Raw genomic sequence first — 15,212 nt, 5'->3', positions numbered from 1 at the left:
GCGGCACTAACACGGCTATCGCGCAGGCGTTGTCGGTATCGCCGGGATCGGTGGCGAACTGGAGGGCACGGTTCGCCGAGGACGGGATGGCGCGGTTGGGAGAGGTACGTAAGGGTCGTGGCCGCAAGCCCTCGATCCCACAGGAAACGATCGAGAAGATTGTGGATCTGACGCAGAACTACCGCCCGAAAGGCGAGACTCATTGGAGTTGCCGGACGATGGCAGAGTATGTCGGGGTCTCCAAGGACACCGTCCAGCGCGTGTGGTCCGCTCGCGGACTCAAGCCGCACCGGGTCGAGACGTTCAAACTGTCGAACGATCCGCGATTCGAGGACAAGCTCGTCGACGTCGTCGGTCTGTACCTGAACCCGCCCGAGCGGGCGATCGTGTTGTGCGCGGACGAGAAGTCGTCGGTGCAAGCCCTCGACCGTACCCAGGCCTCGCTCCCGATGATCAAGGGCCGCGGCGAGACGATGACCCACGACTACAAGCGTCACGGCACCACCACCTTGTTTGCCGCGCTCGACGTCCTTACCGGCAAGGTGATCGGCCAGTGCCTGCCGCGCCACCGTCACCAGGAGTTCTTGAGATTTCTGCGCACCATCGACCGTGAGGTGCCCAAGGACTTGGAGATCCATCTGATCCTGGACAACTACGCCACTCACAAGCACGAGAAGGTCCGGGCTTGGCTCGATAAGCATCCACGGTTCCACCTGCACTTCACTCCCACCTCCTCCTCGTGGCTTAATCTCGTCGAACGTTGGTTCCGAGAGCTGACTGATAAAGCTCTGCGGCGCGGGGTCTTTCACTCCGTACCGCACCTCATCGCCTCCATTGAGGAATACCTCGATGCCCACAATGAAAGCCCCCGACCGTACGAATGGACCGCGACCGCCGAATCCATCCTCGCCAAGGTTGCGCGCGGCCGCGTCGCACTGGAAAAGATCAGCTAAATCAGAGACACACCACTAGTTTACATATATATCTTATTGGCACTCGAAAGTGATTGCTTGCCAAGATATGTAATGCACAAAGCAAACAGAAGACCGCTGCGGGGCGCGGAGCGAGTCACATTCAGGACCAGTCCTTCGCGCAGTCAGGGGTGTTCACGGTGGGCTGTCGGGAACCCCCCGCAGGGCCGAGCCGGACTGTCGGCCGGAGTCTGCAGCGGGAGTTGGATATCATTGTCGGCGGACATGAAAAACGGATCTGGCGCAATTTTCGTGATTCTGTTGTCGGCCTTATCTATACGGTGTGGATGACACGTTTGCGGAGCAGGTCCAGGTTTGCGCGTCCGTACATCTGGCGTTTGAGCATTTTGATGCGGTTGATGTGTCCTTCAACAGGGCCGGAGCTGTAGGGCAACGTCAGCCCTGCGGTGACGGCATCGAGGTCTCGGCGCAGACCTGTGACGAAGGACCGCAGTGCCCGATCTCCGTTGGCGTCAACGGCCGTCATCCAGGCGCCGAGGTCGCGCCCGCGCCGCTCGACCATGATCTCGGCGAAGTCGTGGACGAGGTCCCGTGTGGTGGCCAGGGCGGGACTGCGTTCGAGCAGCGCCTCGAGCGCAGTGCGTTCGTCGTCGGTGAGCCGATCAGGATGGCGGGTCAGCCAGCCTGTGGCTTGCCGGACCGACGGCGCAGTGGGTCCTGATGGAAGCGGATCGCGGGCGCTCCGCAACGGCTGCAGGTAGCGGCGGACAGTCTTGTCGCTGCCGCGGTAGCCCAACAGGGCGATCTCACGAGTGAGTCGGGCGGCATCGGTGCACCCGGCGTTGAAGCGTTCGTGGAGGTGGGGCTTGAACTCGTCGAGCAGGCTGGCGCGGGATTCCGCCTTGGTCAGCAGCTCCTCGACCTCGGTGGCGCGGGCGAACCGCCGTACCGTCCTGCGGTCGAGGGAGAGCTTCCGCCCGATCGCGGAAATCGACATTCCCTGGGAGGCCAGCTGCCGGACAGCGGCGTGCCGTTCGCGGGTTCGGGTGACGAGCCGGCCATCGATCGGCTCGCTCGCTGGGCGGGCGTACTCGTCGATCCCAGCGGTGACAACATCGACATCCTCGGCCTCCTCGACGGGCAGACGCAGGTCGGCGCGGTGACGGGTGACGGTCTTTTCCACCGCGTCGGCCAGGTTGTGCCACAGGTGCCAGCGGTCGGCCACCTGGACGGCGTCGGGAGCACCGACCCGGATGCCTTCGGCATAGGCGCCGGCGCGGTCACGGCACACCACCTCGGCGCCGGGATGTTCCTTCAGCCAGTCGGCAACGGTGTCCGTAGTGCGGTCGGCGAGCAGATCGATCGGCCTGCTCGTGACCATGTCCAGCACGAGGGTGCCGTACACGTGACCGCGGCGGATCGCGAAGTCATCGATGCCCAGGATGCTGACCTCGCCGACCTTCGGATCGCTCATGGCCCGGACGGCCCGCAACAGGGTGTCCCTGCCAACTGTGACCCCGAGGCGAGTGGCCAGCCGGGCCCCGGCTCGCCCGGCCACGGCCAATCCGATCGCTGTGACCATCGCGCCGAGCACGGGCGTGCGTCGCGACCGTGATTTGGTCAGACCCGGTACCTGCTCGGCGAAAGTCTTTGCCGTGCAATCAATGGTGTCACAGAAGAACCTGCGCACCCGAAGATCGATCATGACCGGATGCCCACCGATCGCAGTGTCGGCCAGCTGTCGGCGGTACCGGGAATGCACGCGAGCGGACTCACCATCACAGCGCGGACACCGTCCCCGGTCGCCCTTCGGCTCCGCCGAAATGCGGATCGTGGAACCGACCCGACGCACCCCTGCGACAACGACACCAACCAGGTGGGGCAGCAACGCCCGCACGCTCTCGAAATCACACGCCGACGATCCTCACCCGTCGCAGGTCAGCGCACCGTGGCGACACGCCTAACGCCTTCACGAAAAGTGCGCCAGATCCCGGCCCGGAGCTGGAAGCGCAGCTCGTAATGCCGAAGAGAGGCGGAGTGTTCTTCGGGACGACCACAGAAAGGCGATGACGTCCGTGTAACACCAATTCGTTCCATAGCGACACTCGGTTGTCTCGACAAACATCGACGTGCCTTTCGATCTGGACGTGTGGACGAGCGGCGAGAGGGGCAAGCGTGATTGAAGGCGGATCTGAGGCTGAGTCCGAGAAGTGGTACGAAACCACACATGGCGGACTAGTGATCGACCACCAAAGCGTGTCCATCTTGCTTGATCCCGATACACCCGGAGTACTGAGTTGGTTCAGCCCCTATTTCGTGCCGTTCTCGGCTCTGGTTTCCGTTCGACTCTATCGTCTGGACGCAGGAACGGGACGTATCGCGTTCACGGTCGCGGTGCCGGCAGGCGACGACCCATGTCACCTCCGCCGCCGAGTCCTAGAGGTGCGCGTTTCGGAGGACGATTCACTCGATGAGGCACGCTCGTACGTTCCTGGTCTGCAACGGCTATCCGCGGGTGATGCCGCTCTACCTGATGTCGACCTGACAGAGAAGGTCATGGCACTCGAGGCGCGGGAGCTCGGCGTGCGAGCGGCGCAGGTCTTGAGCGAGGAGCAGTCGCCGCGTTTATTCGAAGAACTCCGACACCGTCAAGGTGGACATCGGTAGAAGCCTGTGCAACTCCCTCATCCGAGGTAATTCGACGCGTTCTCTCATCATCGAGATGCAGAACACCAATTATGAACCGGAAGAGATCGGGGTTTATCTGGGTGCGGCTACGTCGGTCTTCTGCCCCGCGTACTACTCACGCGTAGAGCGGGATATTCAGACACTGCTGCCCGGCAGCTGACCCACGGGACGCCTTTCGCTAGTCACCGCCGCGCTGGCTCGGGCCGGTGTGCACGGAATGGTCGAGAACACATCCGGCCTGCCGACACGAGCGAGGCTCGCCGTCAGATACTGGCAGGTGAAATGCCTGACTATCAACGGCACTGTCACGTTAATATAAAAGTAAAGCGGCGCAGTTGGTTTGGGGCAGGCTGTTACGGGGACACTGCCGGGCCGTTCACTCTCAGGCGGCGGAATCGATCGCGGTGACTTCCTGCCAGACCGCGAAGCGATCGGTCATCTCGGCACGCCATTCGGGCGCCGAGAGTCTGTGCCTACGGGGCCGGAAATGCGGTGAAATACCCGAGAAAGCGGACAGGAATCGTTGCGCGTGCCCGGGCGATTTGAAGCGCTTCATCGCATGTTCCCGCTGCCTTGTAGGTTGATGCGAGTTCTCGGCTCGATTGTTCAAATACTTCGACTGGCGATGCTCCACCGAGGCCAGGACCTCGCGGTGCGCCACCTTGTAGCTTGCGAGCTTGTCGGTGATGATCACCCGCGGCACGTATCGCAGACCCTTGAGCAACTTGCGGAAGAACCGATTGGCCGCCGCCGCGTTTCGGCTGGACTGGACCAGCACGTCGAGCACGTTGCCGTCCTGGTCGACCGCGCGCCACAGGTAGTGCTGGGTGCCGTTGATGCGGATGAAGACCTCGTCGAGGTGCCACTTCTCACCGGGCCGTGCCCGCCGTCGGCGCAGCTGGTTGGCGTAGGCCTGTCCGAACTTGGCGCACCACCGCCGGATCGTCTCGTAGCTGACCACGACACCGCGTTCGAGCATCATCTCCTCGACCTCGCGAAAGCTGAGCGGGAACCGGAAGTACAACCACACGCAGTGGTTGATGATCTCGACCGGGTAGCGGTGGCCTTTGTACGACGGCATTGGGGTGGTCACGCCACATTCTCCCAGCTCCCAGTTTGCCGCGTTCAGCAACGTGACAGCGCCGTCCGGATGTGCCGGAGCGGGATCGCTCGGCAGCTCCGGCGGTGACACCGTCACCATCGCGATGGTGTCCAACCCCCAGATGCAGGACGCCATCAAGTTGTCCGAACAGTTCGAAGCCGAAAACCCGGGCATCCATCTGAAATTCGTGACCCTGCCCGAGAACGAGGCCCGCGCGAAGATCACCGCCTCCACCGCCACCGGCGGCGGGGAGTTCGACGTCACGATGATCAGCAACTACGAAACCCCGCAATGGGCGGAGAACGGGTGGCTGACCAACCTCGCCCCGTACATCGCCAAGACCGATGGCTACGACCAGGACGACTTCATCCCCTCCATCAAGGACGCCCTGTCCTACCAGGGGGACATGTATTCGGTTCCGTTCTACGGTGAGTCGTCGTTCCTGATGTACCGCAAGGACCTGTTCGACCAGGCCGGGATCACCGTGCCGGACAACCCGACCTGGGAGCAGGTGGCCGGCTGGGCGCAGCAGTTCGACGACTCCGACAACGACATGACCGGAATCTGCCTGCGCGGCAAGCCCGGCTGGGGTGAGGTCCTCGCCCCACTGGACACGGTGATCAACACCTTCGGCGGCCGCTGGTTCGACGAGAACTGGAACGCCCAGCTCACCAGCCCCGAGGTGAAGGAGGCGGTCCAGTTCTACGTCGACCTGGTCCGCGAGTACGGTGAACCGGGTCCTGCGACAAGCGGTTTCAGTGAGTGTGCCACGCAGTTCGCGCAGGGGCACACCGCGATGTGGTACGACGCCACCTCCGCCGTGAACACCGTCGAGAGCCCCGAATCGAGCCAGGTCGTCGGCAAGGTCGGCTACGCCACCGCCCCGATGAAGGTCAAGGAGAACCCCGGGTGGCTCTACACCTGGTCCCTCGGCATCCCGGAATCGAGTGATCAGAAGGACGCCGCCTGGAAGTTCGTGTCCTGGATGACGAACAAGCAGTACATCGAGAAGGTCGGCGCCGACCTCGGCTGGGAACGGGTCCCGCCTGGCAGCCGGAACTCGACCTATCAGATCCCGCAGTACGACGAGATCAGCTCCGCCTACGGGCCGATCACCCTCGAGTCGATCAACAACGCCGACTCCCAGCATCCGACCGTGCAACCGGTGCCCTACACCGGCGTCCAGTTCCTCACCATCCCCGAGTTCCAGGACCTCGGCACCCGGGTCAGCCAGCAGATCAGTGCCGCGATCGCCGGCCGCACCAGCGTCGACGACGCACTCGACCAGGCCCAGCAATACGCCGAGGTGGTCGGCAAGACCTATCAGGAGGAGGGACGATGACCACGATCGCCACACCCCGCCCCGGCACCTCACAGGTCCGGGCACACCAGAAGCCGTCAGTGAGCCGCGCCGAGGGATGGCGCCGCCGCGGACCGTTGCTGCCGGCGCTGATCTTCATGATCGTCATCACCCAGGTGCCCTTCCTGTTCACCCTGTACTACTCGACGCAGTCGTGGAACCTGGTGCGCCCGGGTTCTCGAGAGTTCAACGGGCTCAACAACTACATCGACGTCTTCCAGGACGCCCAGTTCCGAACTGTCGCCGTCAACACCGTCATCATGATCGTCGGCACCGTGATCATCTCGGTGATCCTCGGGTTGCTGCTGGCGCTACTGCTCGACCGAGCCTTCCTCGGCCGGGGAATCGTCCGCACCCTGCTGATCACCCCCTTCCTGGTCACCCCCGTCGCTGCCGCACTGGTGTGGAAGACCTCGATGTTCGACCCGGTCTTCGGCATCATCAACTTCGTTCTCTCCCCGTTCGGGGTCGGGCAGATCGACTGGGTCAGCCGATTCCCGATGGCCGCGGTGATGACCGACCTGATCTGGCAGTGGACCCCGTTCATGATGCTGCTGATCCTCGCCGGACTGCAGTCGATGCCCCGCGACATCCTCGAGGCCGGCCGGGTCGACGGCGCCCACGCCTTCCAGCTGTTCCGCGAGATTACCCTCCCGCACCTGCGGCGGTTCATCGAACTCGGTGCCGTCCTCGGCGCGATCTACCTGGTCAACACGTTCGACGCGGTCTACATGATGACCCAGGGCGGACCGGGTGTCGCCAGCTCGAACCTGCCGTTCTACATCTATCAACGAGCGTTCCTCGGCTTCGACATCGGCCAGGCCGCCGCCATGGGTGTGGTCACCGTCATCGCCACCATCGCCGTCTCCACCCTGGCCCTGCGATTGATCTTCACCAGCTTCACCGGAAAGGAAGAGGCAGCCTGATGAGTACCGCACTGACCCGGCCCCATACCACCACTGGCCAGGGCACGCCCAGCGCCACCGCCCGGAAGGCGCCGAAGAAGCACACGAAGTTCTCCCCCTGGAGCGTCGTTGCCTGGATCGCCGGCCTGGGGTTCTTCTTCCCTGTCTTCTGGATGGTCCTCACGGCGTTCAAGCAGGAAACCGACGCCTACACCGACCCCCCGAAGCTGCTGTTCACCCCGACCCTCGACCAGTTCCGGGCCGTCTTCGACAGCGGGCTGGGCACCGCGGTGCTGAACTCGGTGTTCGCCACCGCCGTCTCCACCGTTCTGGTGCTGTTGCTCGGTGTCCCAGCCGCGTTCGCGCTGTCGCTGCACCCGGTCAAGGGCACCAAGGACGCCCTGTTCTTCTTCATCAGCACCAAGATGCTTCCGGTGGTCGCCGCGATCATCCCGCTGTACGTAATCGTCAACGACATCGGGATGCTCGACAACATCTGGACCCTGGTGATCCTCTACACCGCCATGAACCTGCCCATCGCGGTATGGATGATGCGCTCGTTCTTCCTCGAAGTCCCCGGCGAACTGCTCGAGGCCGCCAGCATGGACGGAGCCAGCCTGTGGACGTCGGTGCGCGAAGTGATCTTGCCGATCGTCTCCCCGGGCATCGCGGCCACCGCCCTGATCTGCGTGATCTTCTCGTGGAATGAATTCTTCTTTGCCGTCAACCTCACCGCCGTGCAGGCGCAGACGGTTCCGGTATTCCTGGTCGGCTTCATCACCGGCGAAGGCCTGTACTGGGCGCGGCTGTCCGCCGCCGCGACCATGGCCGCTCTCCCCGTCATCCTCGCCGGATGGTTCGCGCAGAACAAGCTCGTGCGCGGCCTGTCCTTCGGCGCCATCAAATAACCCACACACCTTTCCTGTCAGGAGAAATCCCATGGCCACCATCGACTACAAGCAGGCCTCCTGCATCTACGAAGGCGCCGGCACCCTCGCCGTCGACAACCTCGACCTGCAGATCGAAGACGGTGAATTCGTCGTCCTCGTCGGCCCTTCCGGATCCGGCAAGTCCACCGCCCTGCGAATGCTCGCCGGCCTCGAGGACATCGACTCCGGCAACATCGCCATCAACGGCAAGGACATGCGCGGGGTCGCCCCCCGCGACCGGGACATCGCGATGGTCTTCCAGAACTACGCCCTCTACCCGAACAAGACGGTGGGGGAGAACATGGGCTTCGCCCTGAAGATGCAGGGTGTCGGGGTCGAGGAGCGTAAGAAGCGTGTCGCCGAGGCCGCCCGGATGCTCGACCTGACCGAGTACCTCGACCGCAAACCCGCCAAGCTGTCCGGCGGGCAGCGGCAGCGGGTGGCGATGGGGCGGGCCATCGTCCGCGAACCGCAGGTGTTCTGCATGGACGAACCGCTGTCGAACCTCGATGCGAAACTGCGGGTGCAAACACGCACCCAAATCGCTGCCCTGCAAAGGCGTCTGGGCGCCACCACCGTCTACGTCACCCACGACCAGGTCGAGGCAATGACCATGGGCGACCGCGTTGCCGTGTTGAAGAACGGTGTTCTGCAGCAGTTCTCCTCGCCGACCGAGCTGTACGACAAGCCGGTCAACGCCTTCGTCGCCGGATTCATCGGCTCGCCCGCGATGAACCTGATCACCGCACCCATCACCACCGGCGGGGTCCAGGTGGGGTCATCGACCCTGAAGGTCGAACGCGACCAACTCGCCGAGGTCGCCAAACTGGGCCTCGACACCGTCACCGTGGGGATCCGCCCCGAGCAACTCGAACTCGCCGGCGAAGCCGACGGCATCCGTGCCGTGGTCGACCTCGTTGAAGAACTCGGCAGCGAATCCTACGTGTACGCCCACGTCGGTGCCGGTCACGATGCGCTGTCCCTGGTCGCGCGCGCCCCCGGACGGGCCCCGGCCCGCCTCGCCGACACCATCGGACTGCGCACTAGTGCCGGACCGGTGCATCTGTTCCACCCGGTCAGCGGCGACCGCATCGGCAACTGATCCCCGAACCCCTCAGACAGGAGACACGACAGTGCGCGCAGCCATCGCGGACGGCACCGGGGCGTTGACGTTGACCACCGTCGACGACCCGACCCCCGGACCGGCCGACGTCATCGTCCAGGTCGACAGCTGCGGTGTCTGCGGCACCGACCTGCACATCATCGACGGGGACTACCCCGCGGCGCGGCTCCCGATCGTGCCCGGACACGAAATCGCCGGGACGGTCGTCGCCCGCGGCGCCGACGCACGGCACCTCGAGGAGGGCGCATTCGTCGTCGTCGACCCCGTCGTCGAGTGCGGCCACTGCCGGCAGTGTCGCGCCGGACGCACGAATTTGTGCGCGAACTGGCAGGGCTACGGGGTCACCCTGCCCGGTGGTTTCGCCGAATACGTCCGGGTGCGGGCGGTCGACGCCCAGCCGCTGCCCCCCGCCGTTCCCCGCAAGTGGGCCACGCTGGTCGAGCCGCTGTCCTGCGTGCTGCACGCACTCGACCGGATCGGGCCCATCCATCCCGGCGACACCGCCCTGGTCCTCGGCGCCGGCCCGACCGGACTGATCCTCAGCCAACTCCTCACCGCGTCCGGAGCACGCGTCGACGTCGTCGACCGCAATCCCGAGCGCCACTCGCGTGCCCGGCATTTCGGTGCACACCGCACCGCCGCCGACATCGGCAACCTCAACCAACCGGGGGGCTGGGATCTCGTCGTCGAGGCCACCGGATCGGTCGGCGGCTTCCACGCCGGCCTGAACGCCGTGCGCTCGGCGGGCCGATTCCACGTGTTCGGCGTCTCGAGCCCCGACACGACCGCGCAGGTGTCCCCATACGACATCTTCGCCAAGGAACTGACCATCACCGGATCCCAATCCCTGCAACACACCTTCGGCCGCGCCGCACAGGCCCTCGCCGCGGGCGTGATCGACGGCGAAGCCTTGGTCACCGCCCGAGTTCCGCTGCCCGACATCGACAAGGCCATCGACCTGGTCCGCCGCGGCGAAGGCATCAAGACCCAGATCACCCGATCCTGACGAACCCTCCCGCACCCGGTCCCGCATCCGACAAAGGAAACCCGAGCATGACTCTCGCCGATACCGCCACCACCGGACTGATCCCGGACCGCAACCTCGCCATGGAACTCGTCCGCGTCACCGAAGCAGGCGCGCTCGCCGCCTCCGGCTGGGTCGGACGCGGTGAGAAGGAACGCGGCGACGGCGCCGCCGTCGACGCCATGCGCCAACTCCTCTCCACCGTCTCGATGACCGGGGTGGTGGTGATCGGGGAAGGCGAGAAGGACCGAGCACCAATGCTGTTTAACGGCGAACACGTCGGAACCGGCACCGGGCCCGCCTGCGACGTCGCCGTCGACCCGGTCGAAGGCACCTCCCTGATGGCCAAAGGCATCCCCAACGCCATCTCCGTGCTCGCCGTCGCCGAACGCGGGGCCATGTTCGATCCCTCCGCGGTGTTCTACATGGACAAGATCGTCGTCGGAGCAGAGGCCGCCGACCTCATCGACATCACCGCCCCCGTCGCCGACAACATCTACCGCCTCGCCATCGCCCGCGGCGTCAGCACAGCCGACCTGACCGTCTGCATCCTCGATCGCCCCCGCCATCAGGGACTGATCGCCGAGGTCCGCGGCGCAGGAGCCCGCATTCGCCTGATCGCCGACGGCGACGTCGCAGGCGCGATCGCAGCGTGCCGTCCCGGATCGGGGACCGACATGATGATCGGCACCGGCGGCACCCCCGAGGGCATCATCACCGCCGCCGCGATCCGGTGCATGGGCGGCGCCATCCAAGGTCGCCTCGCTCCGGTCGATGAGAACGAAAAGTGCCGGGCCGAAGCTGCCGGAATCGACCTCGACCGAATACTGACCACCGAAGACCTCGTCGGTGGGGAGAACGTCTTCTTCGCCGCCACCGGAATCACGGACGGCGACCTACTGCGCGGCGTGCGCTACACCCCGGGCGTTGTCACCACGCAATCCATTGTCATGCGCGCAAAGTCGGGCACCGTCCGAACCATCGACTCCCAATACCGCCGTGAGTGATCGACGACACCGCTCTCCCGGCCGCTGAGACGCGCGAATCAGAGGGTTTCCGGCATCGCGTCCTACCACGTTGATGGAAGACAGAACGTTGTCCCTCTTCTCGAACGTATGTCACCGTCGTCGGCGTCAGCGGAGTCGACAGCGACTGTCGTGCACCCGAACTCGCCGACAGTAGTTGACTTGTCTTGCCACCGTTGTCGTCAGAGGGCTACCTGGTAGAGCCGTTCGGGTCGGCCGCCACCGTATTTGTGCCGAACTTTGGCTTCCCCAGTTTCCACGAGGTATTCGAGGTAGCGGCGGACGGTGGAGCGGGCCATGCCGGTGGCCTCGCCGCAGACGGTCGCGGAGAGTTCTTCCCCACCTGCCAGTGCGTGCCGGACGAGGTCGAGGCTTTCGTTGCTCAGCCCCTTGGGAGGGGGCGGCGCCGATGTCGGTCGCCGTCCTGGGATGCCGGAGAAAGCGGCGTCGATAGCCCTCTGGTCCGCGTAGCCACGGTCGAGGCGGGCGGCGGCGTAGCTCTTCCGGTCGGCACGGGCAGACGGCGGTGTCCGACTGCCCTCCACCGCCTGAGACGGTCGAGCGGCGGGAGGAGGACACCCTGGCGAGCCCACCGCATGGACGCTGAGCCACAACGGAATGGACGATGGCGGACGTGGACTCCTTTTAGGGTCCACGCCGCCGCCGCTCAGGCCGTCGGATCCTCGATTCGTCCCAGAGGACAACGCGAAGGGAGATGCGCACCATCAATCAGCGACTGAGCCAGCGGAGCCGGCCGCGAAGCTGCTGTGTCGACACCGACAATGCTCAGCGCGAACGCGCTGTACTGTTCGGCCACATCTACCGCTGACAAAGGCCCGTCGGCGCGAAACCATCGAGCGATCGACACACACATCTCACGAATCGCAAACGATGCCACCTTCGGCGAATCGACCGTGAAAACACCTGCAGCGCACCCATCAGCAATCAATTGGCGAAACCCGTGCTCATGCTGACGTCGGATATCGTGCGCTCCCGTCCAATCGGGATCCTCCAAATGAACCGCCTCGTGATTGACCACCAGTGCCTCGCGCCGGTGGGTGGCGTGCCGGTACGCATAGACAGCCGTTGCCGCCCGCAAACGCTGAGTCGGATCGCTGGTCTGCGCCAGCACATACTCGAAGTCGTCGACCACTTGGTGGAGTGTCTGGAGCACGATCTGCCTCAACAAGGCGTTCTTCGACTCCATGTGGTTGTAGAGGCTGGGGGTTCGAATGCCTAGTTCCTCCGCTACTTCCTTCAGTGAAGTGCCGTGGTACCCCCGTTCGGCGAAGAGCGTCAGTGCGGCTTCCAAGACATCCGCTTTCGTGACCGACCGAGGAGGGGCCGACCGCACCTGCACTCGACGCGTCATGTTGTCGTCCTCTCCCGGCTTCACGGATCCAGACATGGTCGGATCAGCGGGAGTGCGCTACGTCGCGAAGCTTCTGCTGGGCGTCACGGTTCACGTGATCTACCTCGCCGGACGCGTCAACTGCGATGATGTGGTCCGAGTAGTAATCGAGCAGTGGGGTCGTCTCTTCCGCGTACACGCGCAGGCGGTTCTGAATGACGTGCTCAGAATCGTCGGGCCGCCCTCGTGCCAGCATGCGTTCGATGACCAACTCGTCGCTGATCTCGAAGGAGAGGACGGCGTTGAGTGTCCGGCCGTCCTGCGCCAACATGTCGCCTAGTGCTTCCGCTTGGTCGAGCGACCGTGGGAACCCGTCGAGCAAGAATCCAATCTCGGTGTCCTGCTGGGCGAGACGATCGCGGACCATGTCGATGGTCAACGAACTCGGAACGAGTTCACCGGCATCCAGGTAGCGACTGGCCTGCCTACCCAGAGTCGTCTCCTGTCGGATATGAGTGCGAAACAGCTCACCCGTAGAAATGTGCGGCACCCCGAGGCGTTCGGAGAGCAACTGCGCTTGCGTGCCTTTTCCGGCGCCGGGTGGACCAATGAGGACAAGTCGCATTCGCTGACCCTTCGTGGTGGGAGTGGCAGTGCATCGTTGATAAAACCGCGGCATGGATGAGGGGCCTCGCCGGGTTGGGCGACCGAGAGGGAACGTACTAATGGTAGTTAGCCTACCGTCAGGCGCTCCACCCGTCCAGCGCGCCTGCGCCAGACCTAGTGCACGGCTCCTGTCCTGCTGAGTGGCGGTCGTGCGCGCAGTGTTGATATCAACCGAGGGCGCGGTCGCGGCACTCCGTGATGGGACCATGCCCGGACCGGGCCGGGCTGGAATGTCCTTCATAGACGCGGCCCCGCGGTCATCGCCTCGCGAACCGGGGTGTGGATCGACGAAAGGCCTTCCCGCAGTGGATGACCTGGCCGGTGTTCGCGAGCGGCGATGATTTCCGCTGCGATGGAGATTGCGGTTTCCGTGGGCGTCCGGCCGCCGATATCGAGTCCGATCGGTGCGTGCAGTCGATCGAGTTCTGTGTCGGTGAGACCGAGCAGTCGCAGCTGCTGTTCGCGGTTGTGGCACGTTCGGCGGGAGCCCATTGCTCCCACGTACCCCACCTCGAGACGTAGAGCCCGTTCGAGCAGCGGTATGTCGAACTTCTCATCATGGGTCAGCACGCAGATCGCTGACCGGGTATCGAGGTGCTGTGATTCCAGGTACCGGTGTGGCCAGTCCACGACAATCTCGTCCGCCTCGGGAAACCGTGCACGGGTGGCGAAGACCGGTCGAGCGTCACACAGGGTGACGACGTAGCCCAGGAGTTTGCCGACCTGGATGACGGCGCGGGCGAAGTCGATCGCCCCGAAGACGACCATGCGCGGCGGTGGGGCGAAACTGTGGACGAAGAGTCGCACGGCGGACTGGCAGTGGTCGCCGGCGCGGCATTCGGCAACCGCGGTGGCGCCGGCGTCCAGCATGCCGGCCATCCGGATCTCGACGGCACGGTCGAGGTCGGCCTCGCCCGTGGATCCGTGCAGAGTGCCGTCGTAGAACAGGTATGTGGGGTGGGGGCCCTCGAGGGTGACGGCGAGGGCCGCGGGTGTGTGCGTCGCTGCCCTCTGCCGCATCCACTTGAGCATCTGTCCGAGTTCGGGGGTGTGCGGGCTGACCATGACTTCGATGGTGCCGCCGCAGGTCAAGCCGACGGCGAAGGCGTCGTCGTCGGAGACACCGAATCGTTGGTAGGACGACTGCCCCGTCGCGATGACATCGTGGGCGATGTCGACGATAGCTGCTTCCACGCATCCGCCGGAGATGCTCCCGACCACCGTGCCCGTCTCGGACACGGCCATGGCGGCGCCGGGTCCTCGTGGAGCGCTACCAAACGTGCGCACCACGGTGGCGACCGCGTAGCGGGTTCCCTCGCCGGCCCAGCTGACGAGTTGATCGAGAATCTCGCGCATGCGATACCTCCCAGGTGAAACACTGACCTAAACTAATTAACATTCGTTTTATGGGCGAGCACGCCCGGTTTCGGCGACTGAGAAGATGGGGCCCATGACCGACTACATCGACAAGCGTTCGGCATCCGCGCCGTCCGTCACTCGTGCGGACGTGCTCGATGCAGCATTGACACTGTTCGCCGAACGCGGCTACCACGGCACCTCGCTCAAGCAGGTTGCGGAGCGCCTCAACATTCGGACACCGAGCCTCTACAACCACATGGAGTCGAAGAGTTCGCTGTTGCGCGAGATCGTCCTCGGCACCCTCGACCGTGTGGTGGCGGACTTCGACCGGGTGCTCGCCGAGGTCGAGGATCCGGTGGAACGGCTGCGCGCGGCGACCGAGGTGTATGCGCTGCACCATGCCACCCATCCCCGGGAGGCGTTAGTGGTCAATCAGGATTCGTCGAGCCTGGACGAGCCCGAGCGCACCAGTGCGCAACAGATTCGCCGGGACCACGAGCGGGCGTTCCGCCAGATCATCGTCGACGGCCAGGAGGCCGGCGTGTTCGTCGTCGAGACTCCCAAGCTCGCCTCGTTCGCGATTCGGGAGATGTGTGTGAGCATCGCCCGCTGGTTTCACGAGGGTGGTGAGCTGACCGCGCAGGAGGTGGCCCGGCAGTACAGCGAGTACGCCTTGAGTCTGGTGGGCGCCAAACGGGCGTCGGCCACTCGCCGTAGCGGGACACGGAAGCGGGCCGCCGCCCGCTGA

The 15,212-nt window shown here is 64.7% G+C and carries 14 protein-coding genes and 2 pseudogenes; 10 read left to right on the top strand and 6 right to left on the bottom strand.

The annotated features are described in order from the left end of the window. Positions 1-8 precede the first annotated feature (8 nt). Positions 9-953 (top strand): annotated as a pseudogene (locus tag ACNJ7E_RS01880) (IS630 family transposase); the annotation flags it as partial. Positions 954-1,245: 292 nt separating this feature from the next. On the opposite strand, the gene ACNJ7E_RS01875 reads toward ACNJ7E_RS01880, so the two are convergent. Beyond that, positions 1,246-2,784, bottom strand: coding sequence for an ISL3 family transposase (locus ACNJ7E_RS01875; protein WP_418338946.1), 1,539 nt, complete (start codon positions 2,782-2,784; stop codon positions 1,246-1,248). Positions 2,785-3,107: 323 nt separating this feature from the next. Here ACNJ7E_RS01875 and ACNJ7E_RS01870 point away from each other — a divergent pair, with 323 nt between their 5' ends. Further along, a complete protein-coding gene (locus ACNJ7E_RS01870; RefSeq protein ID WP_418338934.1) occupies positions 3,108-3,599 on the top strand; it encodes a hypothetical protein in 492 nt (163 codons plus the stop codon). Further along, positions 3,586-3,780, top strand: a complete 195-nt coding sequence (locus ACNJ7E_RS01865; protein ID WP_418338933.1) for a DUF732 domain-containing protein — start codon at positions 3,586-3,588, stop codon at positions 3,778-3,780. The genes ACNJ7E_RS01870 and ACNJ7E_RS01865 overlap by 14 nt, the downstream gene beginning before the upstream one ends. Positions 3,781-4,002: 222 nt before the next feature. Here the strand turns inward: ACNJ7E_RS01865 and ACNJ7E_RS01860 are convergent, their stop codons facing one another. Then, positions 4,003-4,701, bottom strand: coding sequence for an IS6 family transposase (locus ACNJ7E_RS01860; RefSeq protein WP_418338945.1), 699 nt, complete (start codon positions 4,699-4,701; stop codon positions 4,003-4,005). Positions 4,702-4,753: 52 nt separating this feature from the next. Between ACNJ7E_RS01860 and ACNJ7E_RS01855 the strand changes: the two genes are divergently transcribed. From ACNJ7E_RS01855 to glpX, 6 genes and pseudogenes are all read left to right on the top strand, one after another. After that, positions 4,754-6,064 carry an ABC transporter substrate-binding protein gene (locus ACNJ7E_RS01855; protein WP_418338932.1) on the top strand — a complete coding sequence of 437 codons (1,311 nt, stop codon included), beginning with the start codon at positions 4,754-4,756 and terminating at the stop codon, positions 6,062-6,064. Further along, positions 6,061-7,008 (top strand): carbohydrate ABC transporter permease, encoded by a 948-nt coding sequence (locus ACNJ7E_RS01850; protein WP_418338931.1) that lies wholly within the window; start codon positions 6,061-6,063, stop codon positions 7,006-7,008. Before ACNJ7E_RS01855 ends, ACNJ7E_RS01850 begins: the two co-directional genes overlap by 4 nt. Continuing rightward, complete coding sequence (locus ACNJ7E_RS01845) at positions 7,008-7,895, top strand: carbohydrate ABC transporter permease (RefSeq protein ID WP_418338930.1); 888 nt, start codon at positions 7,008-7,010, stop codon at positions 7,893-7,895. The genes ACNJ7E_RS01850 and ACNJ7E_RS01845 overlap by 1 nt, the downstream gene beginning before the upstream one ends. A gap of 31 nt (positions 7,896-7,926) precedes the next feature. Beyond that, positions 7,927-9,018 (top strand): ABC transporter ATP-binding protein, encoded by a 1,092-nt coding sequence (locus tag ACNJ7E_RS01840; RefSeq protein WP_418338929.1) that lies wholly within the window; start codon positions 7,927-7,929, stop codon positions 9,016-9,018. 31 nt (positions 9,019-9,049) lie between these two features. Beyond that, positions 9,050-10,045, top strand: coding sequence for a zinc-dependent alcohol dehydrogenase family protein (locus tag ACNJ7E_RS01835; RefSeq protein WP_418338928.1), 996 nt, complete (start codon positions 9,050-9,052; stop codon positions 10,043-10,045). Positions 10,046-10,092: 47 nt separating this feature from the next. Beyond that, positions 10,093-11,061: pseudogene (gene glpX / locus ACNJ7E_RS01830) on the top strand (class II fructose-bisphosphatase); the annotation flags it as partial. Between the two features lie 209 nt (positions 11,062-11,270). On the opposite strand, the gene ACNJ7E_RS01825 reads toward glpX, so the two are convergent. The 4 genes from ACNJ7E_RS01825 to ACNJ7E_RS01810 all read right to left on the bottom strand — a co-directional run bounded on the left by ACNJ7E_RS01825 (position 11,271) and on the right by ACNJ7E_RS01810 (position 14,461). Next, positions 11,271-11,633 (bottom strand): helix-turn-helix domain-containing protein, encoded by a 363-nt coding sequence (locus tag ACNJ7E_RS01825; RefSeq protein ID WP_418338926.1) that lies wholly within the window; start codon positions 11,631-11,633, stop codon positions 11,271-11,273. 122 nt (positions 11,634-11,755) lie between these two features. Then, positions 11,756-12,460, bottom strand: coding sequence for a TetR/AcrR family transcriptional regulator (locus ACNJ7E_RS01820; protein ID WP_418338925.1), 705 nt, complete (start codon positions 12,458-12,460; stop codon positions 11,756-11,758). Positions 12,461-12,503: 43 nt separating this feature from the next. Continuing rightward, a complete protein-coding gene (locus ACNJ7E_RS01815) occupies positions 12,504-13,064 on the bottom strand; it encodes an adenylate kinase (protein WP_418338924.1) in 561 nt (186 codons plus the stop codon). A gap of 278 nt (positions 13,065-13,342) precedes the next feature. Next, positions 13,343-14,461: an XdhC family protein gene (locus ACNJ7E_RS01810; RefSeq protein ID WP_418338923.1), complete on the bottom strand. Its 1,119-nt coding sequence runs from the start codon at positions 14,459-14,461 to the stop codon at positions 13,343-13,345. 94 nt (positions 14,462-14,555) lie between these two features. Between ACNJ7E_RS01810 and ACNJ7E_RS01805 the strand changes: the two genes are divergently transcribed. Beyond that, on the top strand, positions 14,556-15,212 hold the full coding sequence (locus tag ACNJ7E_RS01805) for a TetR/AcrR family transcriptional regulator (RefSeq protein WP_418338922.1): 657 nt from the start codon (positions 14,556-14,558) through the stop codon (positions 15,210-15,212).

Origin of the sequence: Rhodococcus mengyinensis, assembly GCF_048381435.1 — a bacterium.
GTDB classification, from domain to species: Bacteria; Actinomycetota; Actinomycetes; order Mycobacteriales; family Mycobacteriaceae; genus Rhodococcus_F; species Rhodococcus_F opacus_D.
The sequence above is the reverse complement of the archived record's forward strand: the minus strand, read 5'-3'. Positions and strand labels throughout refer to the sequence as shown.